The sequence below is a fragment of the Nostoc sp. genome (assembly GCF_036917515.1).
Classification (GTDB): Bacteria; Cyanobacteriota; Cyanobacteriia; order Cyanobacteriales; family Nostocaceae; genus Nostoc.
Window position 1 is genome coordinate 38,716 of sequence record NZ_JBALDE010000269.1, and the last position, 18,906, is coordinate 57,621.

The window sequence follows — 18,906 nt, forward strand, 5'->3', positions numbered from 1 at the left end:
CTTAAAAATTGTAAATCACGGCTTGACAGAGCTATTCACTGTCTGAAGCACTCGATTTGCTACATTAGATGGAATTTTAGTGTAGTTAAGGTCATCGTTATACTGTTGACCGTCTTTTAATACCCAATTAATCCATTTTTTGATTGCATTAGCTTTAGCAGCATTAGCATACTGTTTGTAAACCATCATCCAAGTAAGACCGACAATGGGATAACCTTGTCCTGGATCTCCTACAAAAACGCGGTAGTTGTCTGGGAAAGTGACGGTTGATAAAGCTGCATTTGCAGATTCTAAAGAAGGAGCAACAAATTCTCCGTTCTTATTTTGTACCAATGCTGATTTCAGATTGTTTTTGACAGCGTAGCTATATTCTACATAACCTATAGAACCAGGAGTCCGAGCTACTATAGCAGCTACACCTGGATTCCCTTTGCCTTTGAGGACATTTGGCAGATTCCATTTTGGAGCAGTGTTAGTTCCAACTCTGCCTTTGAAATAACCGCTGATGGCACTCAAGTGATTTGTAAAAATGAAAGTTGTACCGCTACCATCGGCACGAACAGCAAATTTAATTGTTTGATTTGGTAGATTAGCACCTGGATTATCAGCTTTAATTTTTGCGTCATTCCATTTGGTAATTTGACCTGAATAAATTGCTGGTAGTGTAGCGCGGGATAATTTGAGATTGTTAACGCCTGGAAGATTGTAAACAACAGAAACAGCACCGCCTGCTGTCGGTACTAAGATTGCACCATTCTTGACTTTAGCGATTTCATCATCTTTCATTGCAGCATCACTACCACCAAAGTCAACAGTTCCGGCGATGACTTGACGAATACCGCCACCACTACCAATTGCTTGGTAGTTAATTTTCAAATCTGGATATTTCTTCTTTACTTCACGAGCATAGCGTTCGTAAAGCGGAGCCGGGAAAGTTGCTCCTGCACCATTGAGAGTTTCAGCTTGTGCGATCGCACCATAAAATGGACTAAGTGCAATAGAAGTTGTCACCATTGAAGTAGCAATGACACGATTCAATATGGCGCTCGAAAAAATCATATTACCTCTGATTTAAGGAATATTTTACTGCTGTTATTCCAGTCTTAAATAAGCTACATTTTTTATGGTTAAAGCTGATTTAACAATTGATAAGTAAGACATTAAGATATGTTTAAACTTTAATTTTTAAGCATTTTTTATAAAATTTGATTAAATTAGTTAGTTAAAATATACTATTAAAAGTTTTAAATATAATTTAAAGAATTAAAATATAGTAAACAATAAAATTTAAGTAACTATTAACTAAAATGTAAATAACTAGTTTTTATTAATAGTTATTTTTAACTATCCAAAAATATCAACCACTGTCAATTATAACCTCTAAAAAAATTTTGTTTCTGGCAAAATAGGCTCATTATCCTCAAAAAACAAATGATTTTTTTAGCTAGTTAGTATTTACTTTTTTAAATTTGTCAGTTAGCTACTCTTTAAATTATTTCATGTTTGCTTGCGACTACAATACAGTACCAAAAGTATAAATAATCCTATTCCTGCCAGATATTTAATCGGCTCAGGTATGCTGGGATTAGGGGAGAAAAAACCTTCGATTGCACCAGCAATAATCAACATTGGTACAATCCCAAATACTAGCTGCACCGCCTGATAACCATAAAATTTCAGTGCATCCCCACGGCGATATTTACCAGGAAATAAAATTGCTCTTGCTAATAAAAATCCCGCCCCCCCAGCAAAAAAGATCGCCGGTAATTCCAAAGAACCATGCGGAAACACAAAGGCCCAAAAAGGATAAGCCAGATTATTTTGGGCAACTAAAGTACCAACAGCACCAATTAATAAACCATTAAATATCATCAAATAGACTGTGTATACTCCAGCCGTCATACCACCGGCGACGGCCCCAAAAGACACTGACAAATTATTGATCGCGATCCCACTGGATGCCAGAGGTTCAATACCGACAATTGAACCCATCCACAATTTATGCTCATCTCGCACTTTGGTAATCAAGCTTTCAGGTACAATCAAAGGCATAAAGCTGGGGTTTTGCCAGGAATACCACCAAGCCACCAGTGCACCTAGTAAAAACAGCGAAGTCGACGTAGTAATATACATAAGTACTTGCTGGACTACTGATGGTAATCCCCAACGATAAAATTCTAGGATTGCCTGCCATTCCTGCCGCCGCGAACCTTGGTAAATCTGCGTGTAAGCACGAGTTGTTAAAGATTGTAAACTTTGGATCGAGGTATTGCCGATTTGCTGAGTGCGGGCACGTGCCAAATCTGCCGCTACTGAACGATACAAACTCGCTAACTCTCTAATTTCTGCTGCCCGTAAGGACTTTAACCCTTTTTTTTCTATCTGCCTTAATAGGGCATCCAAACGCTGCCAATTCGGTTCTCGTCGTGCAATCCAACGTTGAATATTCATGAATTTTAGGAACACTGAGTTTAATTTAGCTTAAGATAGCCTCAAATTCATCTCCGTAATTTCAAGGCAAATTTAGCATTATGTCTGAAAACTTTGGATCTTCCGGTCAGATACAACCACTGAGTATTGGTAACGTTGTCAGTGCTGCGGTAAAGTTGTATCGTTCTCATCTCAAAACTTATCTTAAACTGGCTGCGATCGCTCACTTGTGGGTTCTAGTTCCTGTGTATGGTTGGGCAAAATATGCAGCCATTTCTGGACTAATTTCACGCTTGGCTTTTGGAGAATTGATTTACCAGCCTGAAGGTGTTCAAACTGCCAGCAGCCATGTTAATCCGCGTCTGTGGTCATTTTTAAGAGTTGGTTTTCAGGTAGGAATATCAATGCTTTTAATTTATTTTGGACTGGCGTTCGCAGCCGGTGTCTTGGCTACCTTGTTGGCAGTAGCATTAGGACAGATATTCGGTCGTAGTATAGGCGTTATAGTCGCAACTACATCGATAATAATTTTTACAGTAATTGTGCTGTTGGAACTAACCCGGTTCTACTCTCGTTGGGTAGTAGCTGAAGTACCACTAGCAGTTGAGGAAAATATTAATGGTGGCGAAAGTGTTGCCAGAAGTTGGGAGCTAACTAAAGCCTCAGTATTTCGCATTCAAGGCATTGTTTTAGTTGCTTTTATCGTTACATTGCCGTTGGTGTTTGTATTAAACTATATACCTAGCTTATTTTTAATCAGGCTTGAGCCTGGTACTGCTATTTACTCAATTGTGTATATTATTTCTTTGATTGGAAGCTTGATCGGTGGAGTTTTAGTCATGCCATTCTGGCAAGCACTAAAAGCTGTTTTATACTTGGACTTGCGTAGTCGGCGTGAAGGTCTAGGTTTGCAATTACGAGAACCTCCCTCACAAGATTTTCGTTAACCCAACACCTTAATCCAACTCTATTAATTTTGAATTATTTAAAATATGCGCTTTTTTAATCGCATCACATTCCAGACTCCAGAAAGTGTAGAGTTGGAATTCACTCTAGCGGGAATCGGTAATCGAGCTTTGGCACTCCTGATTGACTATACAGTATTGGGTATAACTTTGCTTCTGTTTGTCCTTACCTGGAGTGTCTTTTCGACACAGCTGTTAAATTTTGTTGAATACTTTTTTACAAATTTACCAAGTTTAGACATTTGGTTGTTAGCAATTTTCTTCATTATCGCCTTTGCAATTTACATCGGCTATTTTGTATTTTTTGAAACCTTATGGTTTGGGCAAACTCCTGGTAAACGAGTTGCTAAAATTCGCGTAGTTCGAGATGATGGTAGACTCATTGGGCTACAACATGCAACGTTACGTGCTTTACTGCGACCCTTTGATGAAACTTTGTTTATTGGCGCTTTTTTCATTATGTTGGGTAGCCGCGAAAAGCGCTTAGGTGATTTAGCTGCTGGCACAATTGTAATTCAAGCCCAAACACCCACTGCATCTGCAAGATTGACAATCTCAGAACAGGCAAAAAGACTTCATGAACAGTTAATCGAAATTGCTGATTTATCGCAATTGATGCCAGATGATTTTGCTGTGATTCGCGAGTATTTACAGCGACGTGGTGCAATGTCGTTAAAGGCAAGAGCATCACTATCTCTGAAGCTAGCCGAGCAAGTTAAAGCTATTATTAATTTAGAAAAATTGCCGGAAGCTGTTACGCCTGATGTATTTTTAGAAGCTATTTATCTTGTTTATCAACAACCGGAATTTTAGGCTGGAGATTTTATTTAGAGTATTGGCAAAAAGCTAGGTTTATCTAAAAGACAAAATTATAGCATTTCAGGAAGACATAATTAATAATTAGTAGTCAGTGGTCAGTAAGTGGAAACTACTGACTACTAACTACTAACTAAGTACTTAAAAATCTAAAATCGGCCAGTCTGGCTCACGATAATAGCGTGTCATGTTGTCAAACTTTCGTAATTCAACACGATCAATCAAAAATTCTGGCAAATTTAACAGCCATTGTTCATTCAATTGAGAAAGCATAGTGCTAAAGCTTATGCGGTCTAGGTCAGATGGAACCTCCCCAAAATAGGCTAATGTAATATGGGCCGTGAAGTGATAATGCTGCTCAATACCCAAGGCAATTAACTTGGGATTTTGATAAATTGTTCGGCGAAATTGAATAATTTCCTCGTAACAGCGTTCATCTTGAGGGACTAAACAAATGGCTATAGCTCTTGGCATCAGTATTAGTCCTAACATTTGCCATTTAATTGGATGACTCCTGTTTGTCATCAATTGTTGATATTTTTGAAATATTTCAGCTAAACAAGAGTGTAACTCCTCGTCAAATTTAGAATTTTTTTCGTAGGCATCAAGGTAAGCATTGTCCCAAATTAAATCCGCTAAAGTTAGATGGAAGCTAGCAGGAGGTACAGGTACAATCAAATTACGGTTTACAGGCAACTGCAAAAGTTCCTGTTGATAAGTCTGTAATTTGGCATAGAAAGCAGAGTTGTGTGATTCTTCTTCTGCCGGTGGGGTAGTTAGCGTATAGCCAGGAAAGGATGCTGCTTGTCTCAACCCAGAATGTGGCTGAAACTTAGAAGATTCCTGAATATGCTGGGCTTGGGATCTGTAGGCTTCAAGCAGCGTCAGTCTTGCTAACCGATTTAAGTAAGTTTGATAGTTGTCGTCCAATCTTCATAGCCTCACGCTCTCACTTGATAGATTTTAGGGAAAATTATCTTGATTAACAGAATGATTTCAAAAGTATTTAATTTTTAGGAGGGGGGAGCAGGGGAGACAAGGGGGACAAGCGTGAATTATTGAAGTTTCTCCCTTATCTCCCCTCTCTCCTTGTTTACCTTGTCTCTTCTCAATGCCCATCTACTACAAAGTTTATCTATGCCAATCTATGTTTACTGGGGTGAAGATGATTTTGCGATGGAAAAAGCGATCGCTCTTTTGCGCAATCGCGTCCTCGATCCCCAATGGACAAGTTTTAATTACACTGCATTTTCCCCAGATCGAGCTGATGCTGCTATCCAGGGGTTAAATCAGGTGATGACGCCCACTTTTGGTGCTGGTGGGCGCTTGGTATGGCTGATAAATACTACTCTGTGTCAGCACTGTCCAGAGAATCTGTTGGCAGAATTGGAGCGATCCCTAAGAGTCATTCCGGAAAACTCATTTTTATTGCTCACCAGCCGCAACAAGCCAGATGAACGCCTCAAATCCACGAAATTGTTAAAACAGTTTGCTACCGAATTCCGAGAATTTCCTCTGATTCCCCCTTGGAAAACAGAATTACTAGTGCAATCTGTTAATCAAGCAGCCCAGACTGTGGGCGTGAAACTGACTGCCAATACTGCTCATCTGTTAGCAGAAGCCGTAGGAAATGATACACGGCTTCTCTACAAAGAGCTAGAGAAATTGCGGCTATATACCCAAGGTAGTAATAAGCCTTTAGATACAGATACCGTTACGAAGTTAGTAAGAAATACTACTCAAAATAGCTTACAATTAGCAGCAGCAATCAGAACAGGAGATACAGCTAAAGCTTTGACAACCTTGGCAGATTTGAGCAACGCTTCCGAGCCAGGATTACGGATAGTTGCCACATTGATTGGACAATTTCGCACCTGGCTGTGGGTCAAGATTATGATAGAAAGTGGGGAACAGAATCAACAAGCGATCGCTATTGCCGCTGATATCGGTAATCCCAAACGGATTTACTTCTTACAGCAAGAAATCAAGCTGCTTTCTGTGCAACAGTTAATCTCTTGCTTACCCCTACTATTGGAGTTAGAAGTTAGCCTCAAACAAGGGGCATCAGAAATGTCAACACTCCAGACTAAAGTCATCGAACTTTGTCAAGTATGCCGAGGAAATTGACAATCAAATATAAAAGCTTAATGTATTGAGCAGTTTCTGGAACTTCCAACTCCGAAAATAATTCAAAGTTCTTATAATATCCCTGATCTAGTTCTGTATCACACACTATATGAAGAAAATTTCCGATTTATTTTCTCGAACTAGCCGAAAGCGAACCCTTTCGCAATCATTTTTTTTTGGTGCGATCGCTACTGTGGGTGTGATTTGCAACGCTTTTTCATTGAGTTCTAAAACTGAGGCTCAAACTCCAGCACCAATAGTTAACAATACTGAAATCGACAGTTACGCTCAAGCCGTGCTAGCAATGGAGCCAGCCCGTCAAAATGCCTTTGAAGAAATTAAAAAACTTATTGGCAATGGAGAAATCCCCAATATTGTTTGCAACGATTCTAATAGCATAAATGGTCTTCCAAAGAAGGCTCAAGATATTGCAGTGAACTACTGTACCCACGCTCAAAAAATTGTTGAAGATAATGGTTTGAGATTTGAACAGTTCAATAAAATTACTATAGAACTACAAAATAATACTATTTTAAAAAGACAGGTTTATAATACTCTATTACGCCTGCAACAACCTCCCGAATCTCGGTAACTAGAAGGGCTACTTAAATCCAAACACGTGTTAAGTAAGTGGTTAATTATTATGGGAATCATAACTAATTATTCGGAAATTATAGTAGTCCTATTTGATTCATGAAAAATGAGAAAGCGTGTTTTATTCCTGAATTCTGTATTCTGAATTTGGAATTATACTGTATAAATTTTGATATTACAAAAAAAGCAAATCAGGCATTGGGCAGAATTTAATTTATAGCTGTAGCCACATAGGTTAGGACAATGTTGATTGCTAAAAGCCTTGATTTCACGCTTGTTTATACTCAGCACGAGCTAAACGCCCCGCTACCGCTAACAGCACTTAGCACGGGCTAAACGCCCCGCTACCGCTAACAGCACTTTGCTATATATTCTCCAAAACCCCATTTTTAAGTCCGTCCAACAAGGCTAGCGATTACTGTAGCTAACTCAGCGGCTTTAATAGGTTTAGGTAAATGCAGCTGATAACCTTCTTGTATAGCTCGCAGCCAATCCTCTTCCCTAATTTCAGCTGTCAAGGCTGCGGCTGGAATATTTCCCCCTAGTTCTGGTGGTTGCGATCGTACTTTACGGATCAAAGAGTAAGCATCTTCCTGGGGCATACTGATATCGCTGACTAAAGCATTTGGTTTCCACTGTGTAATTAACTGCAATGCTTCTGGAACTGATGTTACAGCTTTAACTTCGGCTTGGTACTGTTCGAGGACTGTGGTGATGAATTCACGGGTATCGGCTTGCTCGTCTACAACCAGCACGCGCACACCAAGTAGGGAGAGAAGGGGAGAAGCAGAGGAGCGGAGGGAAGAATTTTTCAGAAGTGGTAGTTTGACTGTAAACGTTGCTCCTTGCTGTTCACCTGGACTATTTACATGGACAGTACCGCCATGTAATTCTACTAAATGACGGACGATCGCTAATCCTAATCCTAATCCACCATAGATTCTAGTGTTAGAACTATCAGCTTGACGAAAGCGATCAAAGACGTAAGGAAGAAAATTAGGGCTGATACCAATGCCTGTATCAATTACCTGAATTTGGGCATATTTATCTGTTGTCTGTTGTTTTTCCTGTCCACTGATTACTGACAATTGCACCTCTACCCTTCCTCCAACGGGTGTAAATTTGATGGCATTGGATAGCAGATTCCAGATGATTTGTTGCAAGCGCTCGAAATCCCCGGAAACTAAGAATTGAGAATTTTCGCCCAGTTTGCTGTCCTCTGAATGTTGATTGGTTTGGGATTGTGCTGCTGAAAATTCGAGATTTTCGCGATTAACTCCTAATCTCCAATCTGAATTTGCCGTTTCTTTTGAAGGAATGAGAGAAAATCTCAAATCGATTTCCTTGGATTGGGCGGCTAAACTAACAGTCTCGATGGCTGACTCAATTATGAGAACCAAATTACAAGTACGGACATCGAGGCGTAACTTACCTCTACTCATCCGCGATATATCCAGCAAGTCTTCAATTAACTGGGTTTGCGCTTTGGCGTTGCGCTCAATTGTCTCCGTAGCCTTAGCTATTTGGCTATCACTGAGCTTGCTTCGTTGCAGTAATTGCGCCCAGCCAAGGATGGCATTGAGAGGCGATCGCAATTCGTGGGATAATATTCCTAGAAACTCATCCTTCATCCGGTTGGCTTCTTGCAACTGTTCAGTTTGTTGTTGCAAAAAAGCAATTAAACTAGCCCGTTCCATTGCGATCGCTATTTGGTCGCATACTGCTTGCATCATCCCTTTTTGATTGTCGGTGAAGCTCAACCGAGTGCGGCTGCCAAAAGAAAGAGTACCCAACAACCGTCCTTGGGCAATCAATGGGTATGCATAATAAGCAGTAATACCTAAAGAACGAATTAATTCTGTTTTCGGGTCAATTGATTGCTGCACATTCTCTAGAGCAATTGCACAACCCTCCTGGGCTACAGTCCCACAAACTGCTTTACCAAATCCTAAAAACTCGATTTGGTTTGCTAGTTCAAGGGAAATGCCACTGTAAGACTCTAGCCGCATTACCTGAGAGTTATCCTCAACCAAATAGTTTAAATAAACATCTAAATCAATTTGCTCCCTTAGTTTTCGGTAGACGCTATCGATTAGTAGTATTGGTTCCTGACTCAATAGTAAATCGTTGGCTGTGTCAAATAGTAGGTTTAGCCTTTTGTAACCTAACGAGAGTGCTTTTTCTACCCGTTTGAGGTTGCTGATTTCTTGGAACACTAAGATACAAGTAGCCGGATGACCGTGCATTGCTGGCAAGGTATCAGCAAATACTAGTAGAGAGCGCACGCCAGCCGGAGTGTGCCAGTCCACCTCCAATCCATTCAGGCGTTCGCCACGAGCAACCTGCACTCCTGGCATAAGTTCATTGGGGATGCGATCGCCAGCGGCATCTGTATAGTGGTAAACTGTGTGATAATCTTCAGCAGGTATACCTTTGGGAAATTCGCCCCCAGCTAATTCGTTAGCAGAGCGATTGGCAAAAGTTACCCGTGCCGTTCCTGGTTCGATAAACAGCAATGGTCTTGGCATCAGATTTAACACATCTTCTAGCCATTTTTGCTGTTTTAGCAGTACTTCCTCTGCCTGTTTGCGCTCCGTAATATCTAAAAATGCACCAACGCTTCCTCTGGTTTTACCCTCTTCGTCAAACAGAGGTGCAACGTACTCCAATAGGTTGACGATTTTGCCATTTTCATGGACGACATCAAGTTCAGAATTCAGAACTTCGACACCATGAGCAGCAGAGTACTGCATTGGCAGTTCTTCTGTTGACAGTTCCTTTCCCTGGCGATAGATTTTAAAGCTTGTTGGTCTTTCGTCCAAGTCAGCACTGAGGGAGGCATTTGTATCTGACGATATCCCCAACTGCTTGGCAAAAGCAGGGTTGACCTTGATATTTTGGCATTTTGGATCTTCGGCAATGCCAATTCCAATGGGAATTACTTCCAACAAAGTTTGTAATTCAGTAATGCGGCGCTGTAGATCCCTGTTTAGCTGTAATATTTGTTTCTGAGTCTGCTTTTGCTTGCTGATGTCGCGAGTCACAGTTGCTAAGGCAATTGGCTGACCTGTTTTGTTATCTGTAACAGTGAAGACGTTGTAATCAACTGGTATCGGTTGACCTGTTTGAAGATGCCGAAAGCAAAATTCTCCCTGCCAACGCCCTTCTAATAGCACAGTCGGCAGTATATATTTTTGGAAATAGGCTTTGTCTTTGGGCATGAAGTAATCTAATAATGCTTTTTGCCTTACTTCATTCAGGTTGGCAAACCCTACCAAATTTTGACCTGCATCGTTTATGTAGAGTAATTGACCCTCAAGCGTGGCAATGCTGATAAAGTCAGAGCTATTTTCTACCAGCGATGCTAATTTTTGTTGCTCTGCTTGTGCTTGCTTGCGTTCGCTCAAGTCGAGGATAAAAGCTACTGACTCGTCGCGGTTTTCTCCTAGCAGCACGTAACCAACTAAAACCGGGATACGGCTACCATCCTTGCGAATATATTCTTTCTCGTAGGGCGTACAAGCAGCGTTGGTATTTCCTTGGGCTTCGGCAACACCTTGCTCATCCAAGTATAGATACTCTGGTGGTGTGATATTGCTCCAACTTAACTTACCTGCTGACAAATCCTCCCGTGTGTAACCAATCATCCTCAGAAATTCGTCGTTTGCCTGCTGGATACCGCCATACACGTTGCCAAACAGAATGCCGATGACGTTAGAATCTACAAAGCTTCCCAGTTTAACTTCGTAGGTTTTCAGTACTTTCTCGGCAAGGTCGCGTTGATCGCTGAGGCGTTCAATAACCCTGGCACTTTGCCAAATCAAAATAGTAAAAATTATAATCACAATGCTCGCAAACACCGATACTGCAAATGCCGGATCGTATTGTTCTGCGCGTTGACCTTCGACAATTACCCATCCCAATATAAAAGGTACTGCGATCGCAGCAACTAATAAACGACGTGCAAGTAAGCCGCCATAACTATCACTTGTAACTACCCTCATTAACCCATGTTCTGCTCGCACCCATAGAATGCCCATACTTAGTAAGAAGAACAACACCGCTGTGTGTAATGCCATTGATGTTGTATAAGGGGCAAGTCCATAGAGAACTTTCACTTTGTAGGCATAGCCCATCAGCGCTTGAAAGGAAATTAAAGTAGCAATCAGAGCGATAATTTGGGCATACCAATAACTGCGGTGGTTTTTTGGATGAATCAAAATCTGTAGGGCGACGCTGACCAGTATAAAGTTCAGTGCTGTGTTCACCCCCATTCGCCCCGGATGCAATGTCGCTATACTAGTTCGCGAATCACGGAACACCAGTTCATCAATGCCGAGATTCCAGCCGAACAGATATTCACAAAGGGTAAGTGCCACAATTGTGGTGACAGCTATTGCACAGGCCTGAGAGATTAGAAGAATAAGTACAGGTAAGGGGGCTGTGGAACTGTACGGGTAATTTTGAATTGTTTTTTCCCCTTTGCTCCTCTGCTCCCCTGCTCCTCGGTCACTGAGCGTAGCCGAAGTGCTGCTCCCCGGATCTGCTAAAAATAGCCAAAATGACACACCACACAACACAAAACAAAGCGCTGTATTGACTTTCATTGTGGCAGGACTACCAAGGAAGCCACGCTTAAGAACTTCAATGTCAAGCCACCAGCCAACTAGTACCAAGCTGCCAATAAAAACAGCGATCGCACTTGCGACTCCTGCCACAAGTGCATTTGTAGAGACTTTAAATCTATCTTGCAGGCGCAAGCGGTTAATATTTAACATTGAGTGTTCTCTAACCGCATCTATCTAGCATAGTAAACTTACGTATTTCTTACGGTTTAATCATTTATGTCTTTTGTATTGTATGTTACGCCTTGACTTGGTTTTCATCCACCCCTATACATATTTTTTTTTGCACAATTTAAAGTAAGAAATAATGGTGGTTGGACTGGAGACTGGGGACTAGAGAAAAGTTTTTCAATGTCCAATCCTTAGTCAGTACCCAATCCCCAATCCCGAATTTGTAATTTCAAAATTGCAGAGTATGACGCTTACCATCGTCTTGGAAACGTTGCTCTCCAACACCAACAAGTTCTACAATCACTTGACGCGGTGGAGGTGTCCATTCCCCAACTCTTGCTCCAATTTCCACTACTGTTTGATTAGACTCAGTGAATACGCTGATGTTTGTTAGTGAAAAATTTTTGTCTTGATACTCGTTTGTCTGTCCATCATCTTCAAATAGCTGATATTCGTTATTACCACGCCAAATCCGTAATCGGATCTCGTCGAGTGGGGCTTGATCGACGTATTGCCTGACAGGTTGCATAGGGACGATCGCACCGCTACGAACATACAGTGGCATTCTTTCTAGTGGTGCATGGGCAAGAATGTGCATCGGGCCTTCGTAGCGATCGCCACTCCACCAATCATACCAAGTGCCGACGGGTAAGTAGACAGCTCGATGCTCAACTCCAGGGCGGTAAATTGGTGCAGCCATCAGCGATGCACCTAGCAATACTTGATCGTAGAGGCTATAGGTTTTCGGATCGTTAGGGAAATGGTACAATAATGGTCTTAAAATCGGTGCGCCCGTTGTTGCCGCTTCCCAGAAAAGACTGTAAATATAAGGAAGTAGTTGGTAACGTAGATTAATGTATTCTCGACAGATATTTTCAACGCGATCGCCAAATACCCAAGGTTCATGACGAGCAGTAGACATTGCTGAGTGACCGCGCATCAATGGGTAAAGCATTCCTACTTGCATCCACCGAGCGAATAATTCAGCAGTGGCGTTACCAGCAAACCCGCCAATATCGCAACCTACAAACCCTACACCCGAAAGTCCCATGTTACAAAGCATCGGCAGAGATATTTCTAAATGCTCCCACAACGATTGGTTATCTCCCATCCACACAGAAGACCAGCGTTGCACACCAGCATAACCCGATCGCGTTAACACAAAAGATCGCTGTGAACCTCGATGCCGTTCCAACCCTTCATAAGAAGCTTTAGCCATCATCAACCCATATAAGTTATGCACTTCTAGATGAGTGGACGTAGATAAATTCTCCCCTGCCCCTCTGCTCCCCTGCTCCTCTGCTCCCCTACCACCCTGCGGTGCATCTAGGGGAAACCAAATCTTTTCACCTTCATCGCCGAAAGGGCGATCGTTTATGGCAGGTTCATTCATATCATTCCAAATTCCTGCCACACCAATATCAGTTAGGCTTTTGTGTAAATCAGCCCACCAGTTACTCACATCAGGACGTAAAAAGTCAGGAAAAACAGCTTTCTCAGGCCAAACGTAGCCGTGGAACAACGTACCATCAGCTTTACGCACAAAATAGTCGTTTTCTATGCCTTGGTCAAAAACGTGATAATTACCTTCTGGTTCATACTTCACACCAGGATCGATAATTGTAACTGTTTTGAAACCATCCTCTGCTAAATCACTAATGAGTTTTGCCGCGTTAGCAAAGCGTTGAGGACTCCAAGTAAACACTCGAAAGCCCTGCATATAGTCAATATCCAAGTGAATAACATCGCAGGGAATGCGGCGTTGGCGAAATTCCTTTGCTAGTTCGCGCACAACGGTTTCTGACTCGTAACTCCAACGGCATTGATGATAACCTAGCGCCCATTTCGGTGGTAATGGCATTCTCCCAGTCAGCTGAGTATAAGTCTCCAGGATTTGGGCTGGTTCGGGGCCGTAGATAATGTAATAATCCAATTCACCGCCACGAGTTTCCATCTTCCAAATACCTGGTTGTTCAGCGCCGATATCGAACTGACTCCAAAAAGTGGTATTGAAAAAGATGCCATAGCTTACCTGCGGGCGCAAAGCCATAAAAAATGGAATTGCCTGGTACATTTCATCGGTAAGTGAATCATAATCTAAAGCATCCGTTGTCCAGTTGGTTTTTACTTCGCTGAGTTTATCCAGAAAACCTGTGCGTTCACCAAAGCCATAGAAATGCTCATCGGCTGCAATTTCTTTCCACCCTGCAACTGCACCCATCCGCCAACCTATTGCCATCTCTGCATCTTGAGCAAAGGGACGATTAGCTTTGTCAAAATAGGCGATGCGACATTTTTCCCGCTGGACGCATATACGAATCTGTTCTGTTTCAATTTCTATCGTTGCTTCAGTTTCCTGCACTGCAAAAGGTGTTATTGCCCATTCTGCATCATCCAGCGTCACTGCCCAAGAGCGGCGAGGCATAAATTCCCCAGTTGGTGCGAAACGTACGCGGATTAAATTCGGAGCAAGTACGCTGACGGTAAGGCGTGAGTCACTACAGTCAAAATTAATAATATTATTGTCGCAGGTTACAGCTTTTACATTGCCGATACTTGTCCAAGGTTGGTTGGTAGTGGGTAGTTTTCCGAAATATTGCGGCATATCAGTTATTTAGCAGATTAATACTTGTCCGCATTTCATGATTACAGAGATACTTAGTCTCAAACTCTTTCTTTTGCTATAAGTTGGGTGAAAGATTAGCAGATATTTTTTAGCAACAGTGGTTTTCTCTAATGCACAAGTTTGTGTCGTTACCACAGTAAAGACCAATACGCTTGGATTAGGGAAATTTATCTGTTGAGGCAGGCAGGGGAAGCAGGACAAACAAGAGGCTACAAATTTATGATTAACTGTACTAAGTAATTATGGTTGCAGGAGCTAATAAAATTATGAGATTTTTCAACTTTTGTTATATCAGCCTCCCACTAATAAGCTTTGCATTAGTAGGGTGGATAGTGCCAAGAGCTGATGCAGCACTTTTAGTAGGGAGTTTTAATAATAACTCCATTCTGCGCTACGACGAAAAAACGGGAGAATTCATTGATGACTTTGTTCCTTCAGGTAGTGGCGGACTACAGGGAACAACTGGTTTAACTATTGGGCCCGATAAAAATCTCTATGTTAGTAGTATTTTGAGCGGTAGCATCAAACGTTACGACGGCAAAACAGGGAATTTTATTAGTAGCTTCGTTCCTTCAAACAGTGGTGGACTAGATTCACCTGAAGACTTGGTTTTCGGACCTGACAGCAACCTCTACGTTACCAGTATTAACACTCGCACTAGTAATAGTGTTCTACGCTACAATGGACAAACAGGAGCATTTATCAATGCCTTTGTCCCCTCAGGTAGCGGTGGACTCAGTGCACCTCTTGGTTTGAGCTTCGGTTCAGACGGGAACCTTTACGTCGGTAGTAGTCTGACTGATAGTATTTTAAGGTACAACGGACAAACAGGAGCTTTTATCGATACTTTTGCTACAGAGGAAAAAGGATCGGAACCTAGTGGCTTGAGCTTTGGACCAGACGGTAATCTCTATATTGCTAACTTTCGGGCTAATAATATCTTGCGCTATAACGGTAAGACAGGAGCTTTTATCGACACTTTTGTCCCATCTGGCAGTGGCGGACTTAACGGTCCTGTAAAGCCAATTTTTGGTAGTGACGGCAACCTCTACGTTAGTGGTTTAAATAGTAACAATGTATTGCGTTACGACGGCAAGACAGGAGCTTTTATTGACACCTTTGTCCCTGCCGGTAGAGGTGGGTTGAATGGGGCTGGCTTTTTGGCTTTCACTGAAGACAGCACTGTTGTTCCTGAACCTAGAATGAATGTAGCTGTATTGGCGGTTGGTGCTTTGCTAGGAGCAGGTAAGGTAGTTAGCCGTCGTAAGCAGAAAGCCACATCATAAACATCCAGCAATTAAGCTTTCTCCTTAATCAATCCATCGTACTTCCTCAATGCGTCCGATAGCTTTAGCAGTTGAGTCTAATACTGGTTTATTTAGCAGGGCGTTGCATAATAGCGGTATGAATCATTGAGGAATTGGAACATCCCAAAATTTCAGATAGTAAAGTAATAATCGAACCGAGTATCTCAGCATTTGTGCTGACTTGGAATAACATAGCGTCTTGCGATGTAATCGAGCCAGATAGTGACGCAAGCGCGTATTTTCCCCCTCAACCCGCGTCATATAAGTCTTGCTCACAATTTGGTCGCCCTCTGGAATAAAGCTAGGATAGACCAACCATCCATCTGTAACATAGAAATAGCACTGCCAAGTACTGACGATATCCCATAAGGGTTTGAAAGTTTCGCTGCTATGAGCGCCCAAAACCCACGCTAAAATACCTTGTGTGAAGTGGTTCACTGCTGTCCAAAGCCAAAGAGTGTTTTTTTTGAGCCGAGGAACGTTTCTAATTCATCGAGTTCACCAACTTCTGGTATTGCCTGTGGATGGCAGGCATCAGGCAGCAGTTCGCCCATAAGTTTTACCCAAGTAATCAATGTCGTGTGATGCACACCTTTGACCCGTTCGATGCCACGAAATCCCATGCCATTGAGGTACATTTTCAGGCATTCTCATTTCACTTGATCACTGTATCCTTGAGGTGGTTCATAGCAATCAATGAATTGGCGTTAGCGGAGCGGGGCGGAACGCACTTCGCAATCACAGCAAATGTGATTCTGTTTACCTCTTTTGTTTCCGTTTTTACGGATATGAGACGACCCACAACGCGGACATTCCATCTAGTTTCACCTCAATTCATACCGCCATTATGCAACGCCGATTTTCTCAGTCACTTGACATTAGCAAAATCAGAAAAGTTGTAGTGACCATTTAAGAGTGGATTGCAATTTGGTTGGTTGTGTGGTTCAAGGAACAAATCTGCGTTCATTTGAATTCCTGCTGCAACCACTCTTGAGGCTTGAACAACCATTTGGGATTGGTTACAACAATTGATAATGCTGAAGTCATAGTTTTAAAGGCTTCATTATTAGGAGATTAAATTTTTCTATCTCTTAAGCCATCGCTTCGTGGGTAAATATGTTCTGATTTTAACTATTTTTGCCAGGGTGCGATGTCTAGCGACAAGCCGCTAGGCGTCTACCCCAATAGGCTCTACTTCTCTACGACGCCAAGGGTGAATATTTCACATCAAGCTTACGACTCATCAACTAAATTATTGTAGGAAACACAACCATGACTGACGAAAAGATTAGACAAATAGCTTTCTATGGTAAAGGCAGTATTGGTAAATCTACCACTTCTCAAAATACCCTTGCAGCAATGGCTGAAATGGGTCAACGCATTCTAATTGTTGGTTGCGACCCCAAAGCTGACTCCACCTGTTTGATGCTGCACAGCAAAGCTCAAACAACCGTTCTTCACCTCGCTGCTGAACGTGGCGCAGTAGAAGATATCGAACTCGAAGAAGTGATGCTGAAGGGTTTCCGTGACGTTCGTTGCGTAGAATCTGGTGGTCCAGAACCCGGTGTAGGTTGCGCCGGTCGTGGTATTATCACCGCCATCAACTTCTTAGAAGAAAACGGTGCTTACCAAGACCTAGACTTCGTATCTTATGACGTATTAGGTGACGTTGTGTGCGGTGGTTTTGCTATGCCTATCCGTGAAGGTAAGGCGCAAGAAATCTACATCGTTACATCCGGTGAAATGATGGCGATGTACGCTGCTAACAACATTGCTCGTGGTGTTCTTAAGTATGCTCACACTGGTGGTGTGCGCTTGGGTGGTCTGATTTGTAATAGCCGTAACACTGACCGGGAAATCGACCTAATCCAAACCCTGGCAAAACGGTTGAACACCCACATGATTCACTACGTACCTCGTGATAACATTGTACAACATGCAGAATTGCGCCGGATGACTGTTAACGAGTACGCACCTGACAGCAACCAAGCTAACGAATATCGGACATTGGCTAAAAAGATCGTCGACAACAATAACCTTACTATCCCCACCCCCATTGAGATGGAAGAGTTAGAAGAATTGTTGATTGAATTCGGTATTCTTGAAAGCGAGGAAAATGCTGCCAAGTTGGTTGGCAAAACTGCTACTGAAGCATCTGTTTAAAGTATTGCTAAGTAAATAATGGTTTAGGGTGGACAACAGCCCACCTTTTTCCCAATTTTTGCATTTCTTTGTTTGAATCCTTAATAGAAATATATAGCGATCGCTCGTACTATGCAAAAAGCCGCTACACGTCTATGTAGAAGAGATGTTTCGAGATTTCAAAAGTGGTGGTTACAAATTAAAAGATACAAATGTTTCTGGCAATCGCTTGACATCTCTAATTTTAATAATTTTCAACCAGAAGCTGGTACAGGGTTTGTTAACAACAATGACAGCTATACATCCCTACTCCCAAGTGGAAACATCTCGCAGCAAACTAGGAATTTCTCCTTGAGATAAGGGAAACTCTAGCAAAGTTTCTCTAATACCCAAATATCCTGATTCAGCAAAGGATAAAAGCATTCGCGAAAGCGCTAGCCAAACTTCTGGTTCGTATTCCCAATCACGATAACGCGAAGCTCGACCAGCAATTGAACGTAGCGCCCAGAAATAAGAATTTCTCACTACTGAACCACCCTTCTTAAACTCTGGTAAATCTTCGTGGTGGATAAAAAGTATTTTATTTTCGATTTTGGCTCTCATAGCAATTTTAGATTTCAGATTTTAGATTAAAAGTAAATTTTAAGTAGGGTCATTATGGCTTTAGCTTAACGCACTATATTGTACGTCGGTACGTCATATTTACTAAAAAAATGCTGTGAAACCTAACATCCTATCCTCGTAGGAAAGTGAGGTTTTCCAAATCATGTGAAAAGATATAATAATGTAGAGACTTTGCAATGATAAAATCTCTACATTGAATACCTAAAAATTGGCGCTTAAACCCACACGAAAAGTAAATCCAGGGCTATATATGCGATTAACTCGCTCATATTGCTCACCGAGTAGATTTTCTAAGTAAACTGTCAGCCCTAAATTACTAGTTAGAGGTATACGCCCACTCAAATCTAAATTCACGAAAGACGGTGCAAAATCTGTAGGCTTGTCATACCAATTCTTTATGAAGCTGCGCTAAATAAAGCTTCAAGAATAAAGTCGTAAGAGGTGAGAGAAACAATCACCTCTGGTGTAATATTTTCTAG

At 41.8% G+C, this 18,906-nt stretch carries 12 protein-coding genes and 2 pseudogenes; 6 read left to right on the forward strand and 8 right to left on the reverse strand.

What is annotated here, in order from left to right; genetic code table 11:
* Positions 1 to 15: 15 nt before the first annotated feature.
* Complete coding sequence (pstS, locus tag V7K89_RS34255) at positions 16 to 1,059, reverse strand: phosphate ABC transporter substrate-binding protein PstS (protein WP_335195328.1); 1,044 nt, start codon at positions 1,057 to 1,059, stop codon at positions 16 to 18.
* A gap of 438 nt (positions 1,060 to 1,497) precedes the next feature.
* Positions 1,498 to 2,451: a stage II sporulation protein M gene (locus V7K89_RS34260; protein WP_335195329.1), complete on the reverse strand. Its 954-nt coding sequence runs from the start codon at positions 2,449 to 2,451 to the stop codon at positions 1,498 to 1,500.
* 80 nt (positions 2,452 to 2,531) lie between these two features.
* Between V7K89_RS34260 and V7K89_RS34265 the strand changes: the two genes are divergently transcribed.
* Positions 2,532 to 3,377: a hypothetical protein gene (locus tag V7K89_RS34265; protein ID WP_335195330.1), complete on the forward strand. Its 846-nt coding sequence runs from the start codon at positions 2,532 to 2,534 to the stop codon at positions 3,375 to 3,377.
* Between the two features lie 45 nt (positions 3,378 to 3,422).
* A complete protein-coding gene (locus tag V7K89_RS34270; RefSeq protein ID WP_335195331.1) occupies positions 3,423 to 4,208 on the forward strand; it encodes an RDD family protein in 786 nt (261 codons plus the stop codon).
* Positions 4,209 to 4,352: 144 nt separating this feature from the next.
* Here V7K89_RS34270 and V7K89_RS34275 read toward each other — a convergent pair whose 3' ends face one another.
* The gene (locus V7K89_RS34275) at positions 4,353 to 5,141 is read right to left on the reverse strand and encodes a DUF1868 domain-containing protein (protein WP_335195332.1); all 789 of its coding nucleotides are present in this window, start codon (positions 5,139 to 5,141) and stop codon (positions 4,353 to 4,355) included.
* A 207-nt stretch (positions 5,142 to 5,348) separates the two neighbouring features.
* Here V7K89_RS34275 and holA point away from each other — a divergent pair, with 207 nt between their 5' ends.
* Positions 5,349 to 6,338 (forward strand): DNA polymerase III subunit delta, encoded by a 990-nt coding sequence (gene holA / locus V7K89_RS34280; RefSeq protein WP_335195333.1) that lies wholly within the window; start codon positions 5,349 to 5,351, stop codon positions 6,336 to 6,338.
* 109 nt (positions 6,339 to 6,447) lie between these two features.
* Positions 6,448 to 6,930: a DUF4168 domain-containing protein gene (locus V7K89_RS34285; RefSeq protein WP_335195334.1), complete on the forward strand. Its 483-nt coding sequence runs from the start codon at positions 6,448 to 6,450 to the stop codon at positions 6,928 to 6,930.
* A 391-nt stretch (positions 6,931 to 7,321) separates the two neighbouring features.
* On the opposite strand, the gene V7K89_RS34290 is transcribed toward V7K89_RS34285, so the two are convergent.
* Positions 7,322 to 11,710 carry a PAS domain S-box protein gene (locus V7K89_RS34290; RefSeq protein ID WP_335195335.1) on the reverse strand — a complete coding sequence of 1,463 codons (4,389 nt, stop codon included), beginning with the start codon at positions 11,708 to 11,710 and terminating at the stop codon, positions 7,322 to 7,324.
* A 247-nt stretch (positions 11,711 to 11,957) separates the two neighbouring features.
* Positions 11,958 to 14,333: a glycoside hydrolase family 31 protein gene (locus V7K89_RS34295; protein WP_335195336.1), complete on the reverse strand. Its 2,376-nt coding sequence runs from the start codon at positions 14,331 to 14,333 to the stop codon at positions 11,958 to 11,960.
* 353 nt (positions 14,334 to 14,686) lie between these two features.
* Between V7K89_RS34295 and V7K89_RS34300 the strand changes: the two genes are divergently transcribed.
* Positions 14,687 to 15,640, forward strand: coding sequence for a Vgb family protein (locus V7K89_RS34300; RefSeq protein ID WP_335195337.1), 954 nt, complete (start codon positions 14,687 to 14,689; stop codon positions 15,638 to 15,640).
* 123 nt (positions 15,641 to 15,763) lie between these two features.
* Here the strand turns inward: V7K89_RS34300 and V7K89_RS34305 are convergent.
* Positions 15,764 to 16,479 (reverse strand): annotated as a pseudogene (locus tag V7K89_RS34305) (IS1 family transposase).
* A 454-nt stretch (positions 16,480 to 16,933) separates the two neighbouring features.
* On the opposite strand from V7K89_RS34305, the gene nifH reads away from it, so the two are divergent.
* Complete coding sequence (gene nifH / locus V7K89_RS34310; protein WP_335195338.1) at positions 16,934 to 17,824, forward strand: nitrogenase iron protein; 891 nt, start codon at positions 16,934 to 16,936, stop codon at positions 17,822 to 17,824.
* Positions 17,825 to 18,109: 285 nt separating this feature from the next.
* Here nifH and V7K89_RS34315 read toward each other — a convergent pair whose 3' ends face one another.
* Both V7K89_RS34315 and V7K89_RS34320 read right to left on the reverse strand, forming a co-directional pair.
* Positions 18,110 to 18,406, reverse strand: coding sequence for a hypothetical protein (locus tag V7K89_RS34315; protein ID WP_335195339.1), 297 nt, complete (start codon positions 18,404 to 18,406; stop codon positions 18,110 to 18,112).
* Between the two features lie 222 nt (positions 18,407 to 18,628).
* Positions 18,629 to 18,811 (reverse strand): annotated as a pseudogene (locus V7K89_RS34320) (hypothetical protein); the annotation flags it as partial.
* Positions 18,812 to 18,906 lie beyond the last annotated feature (95 nt).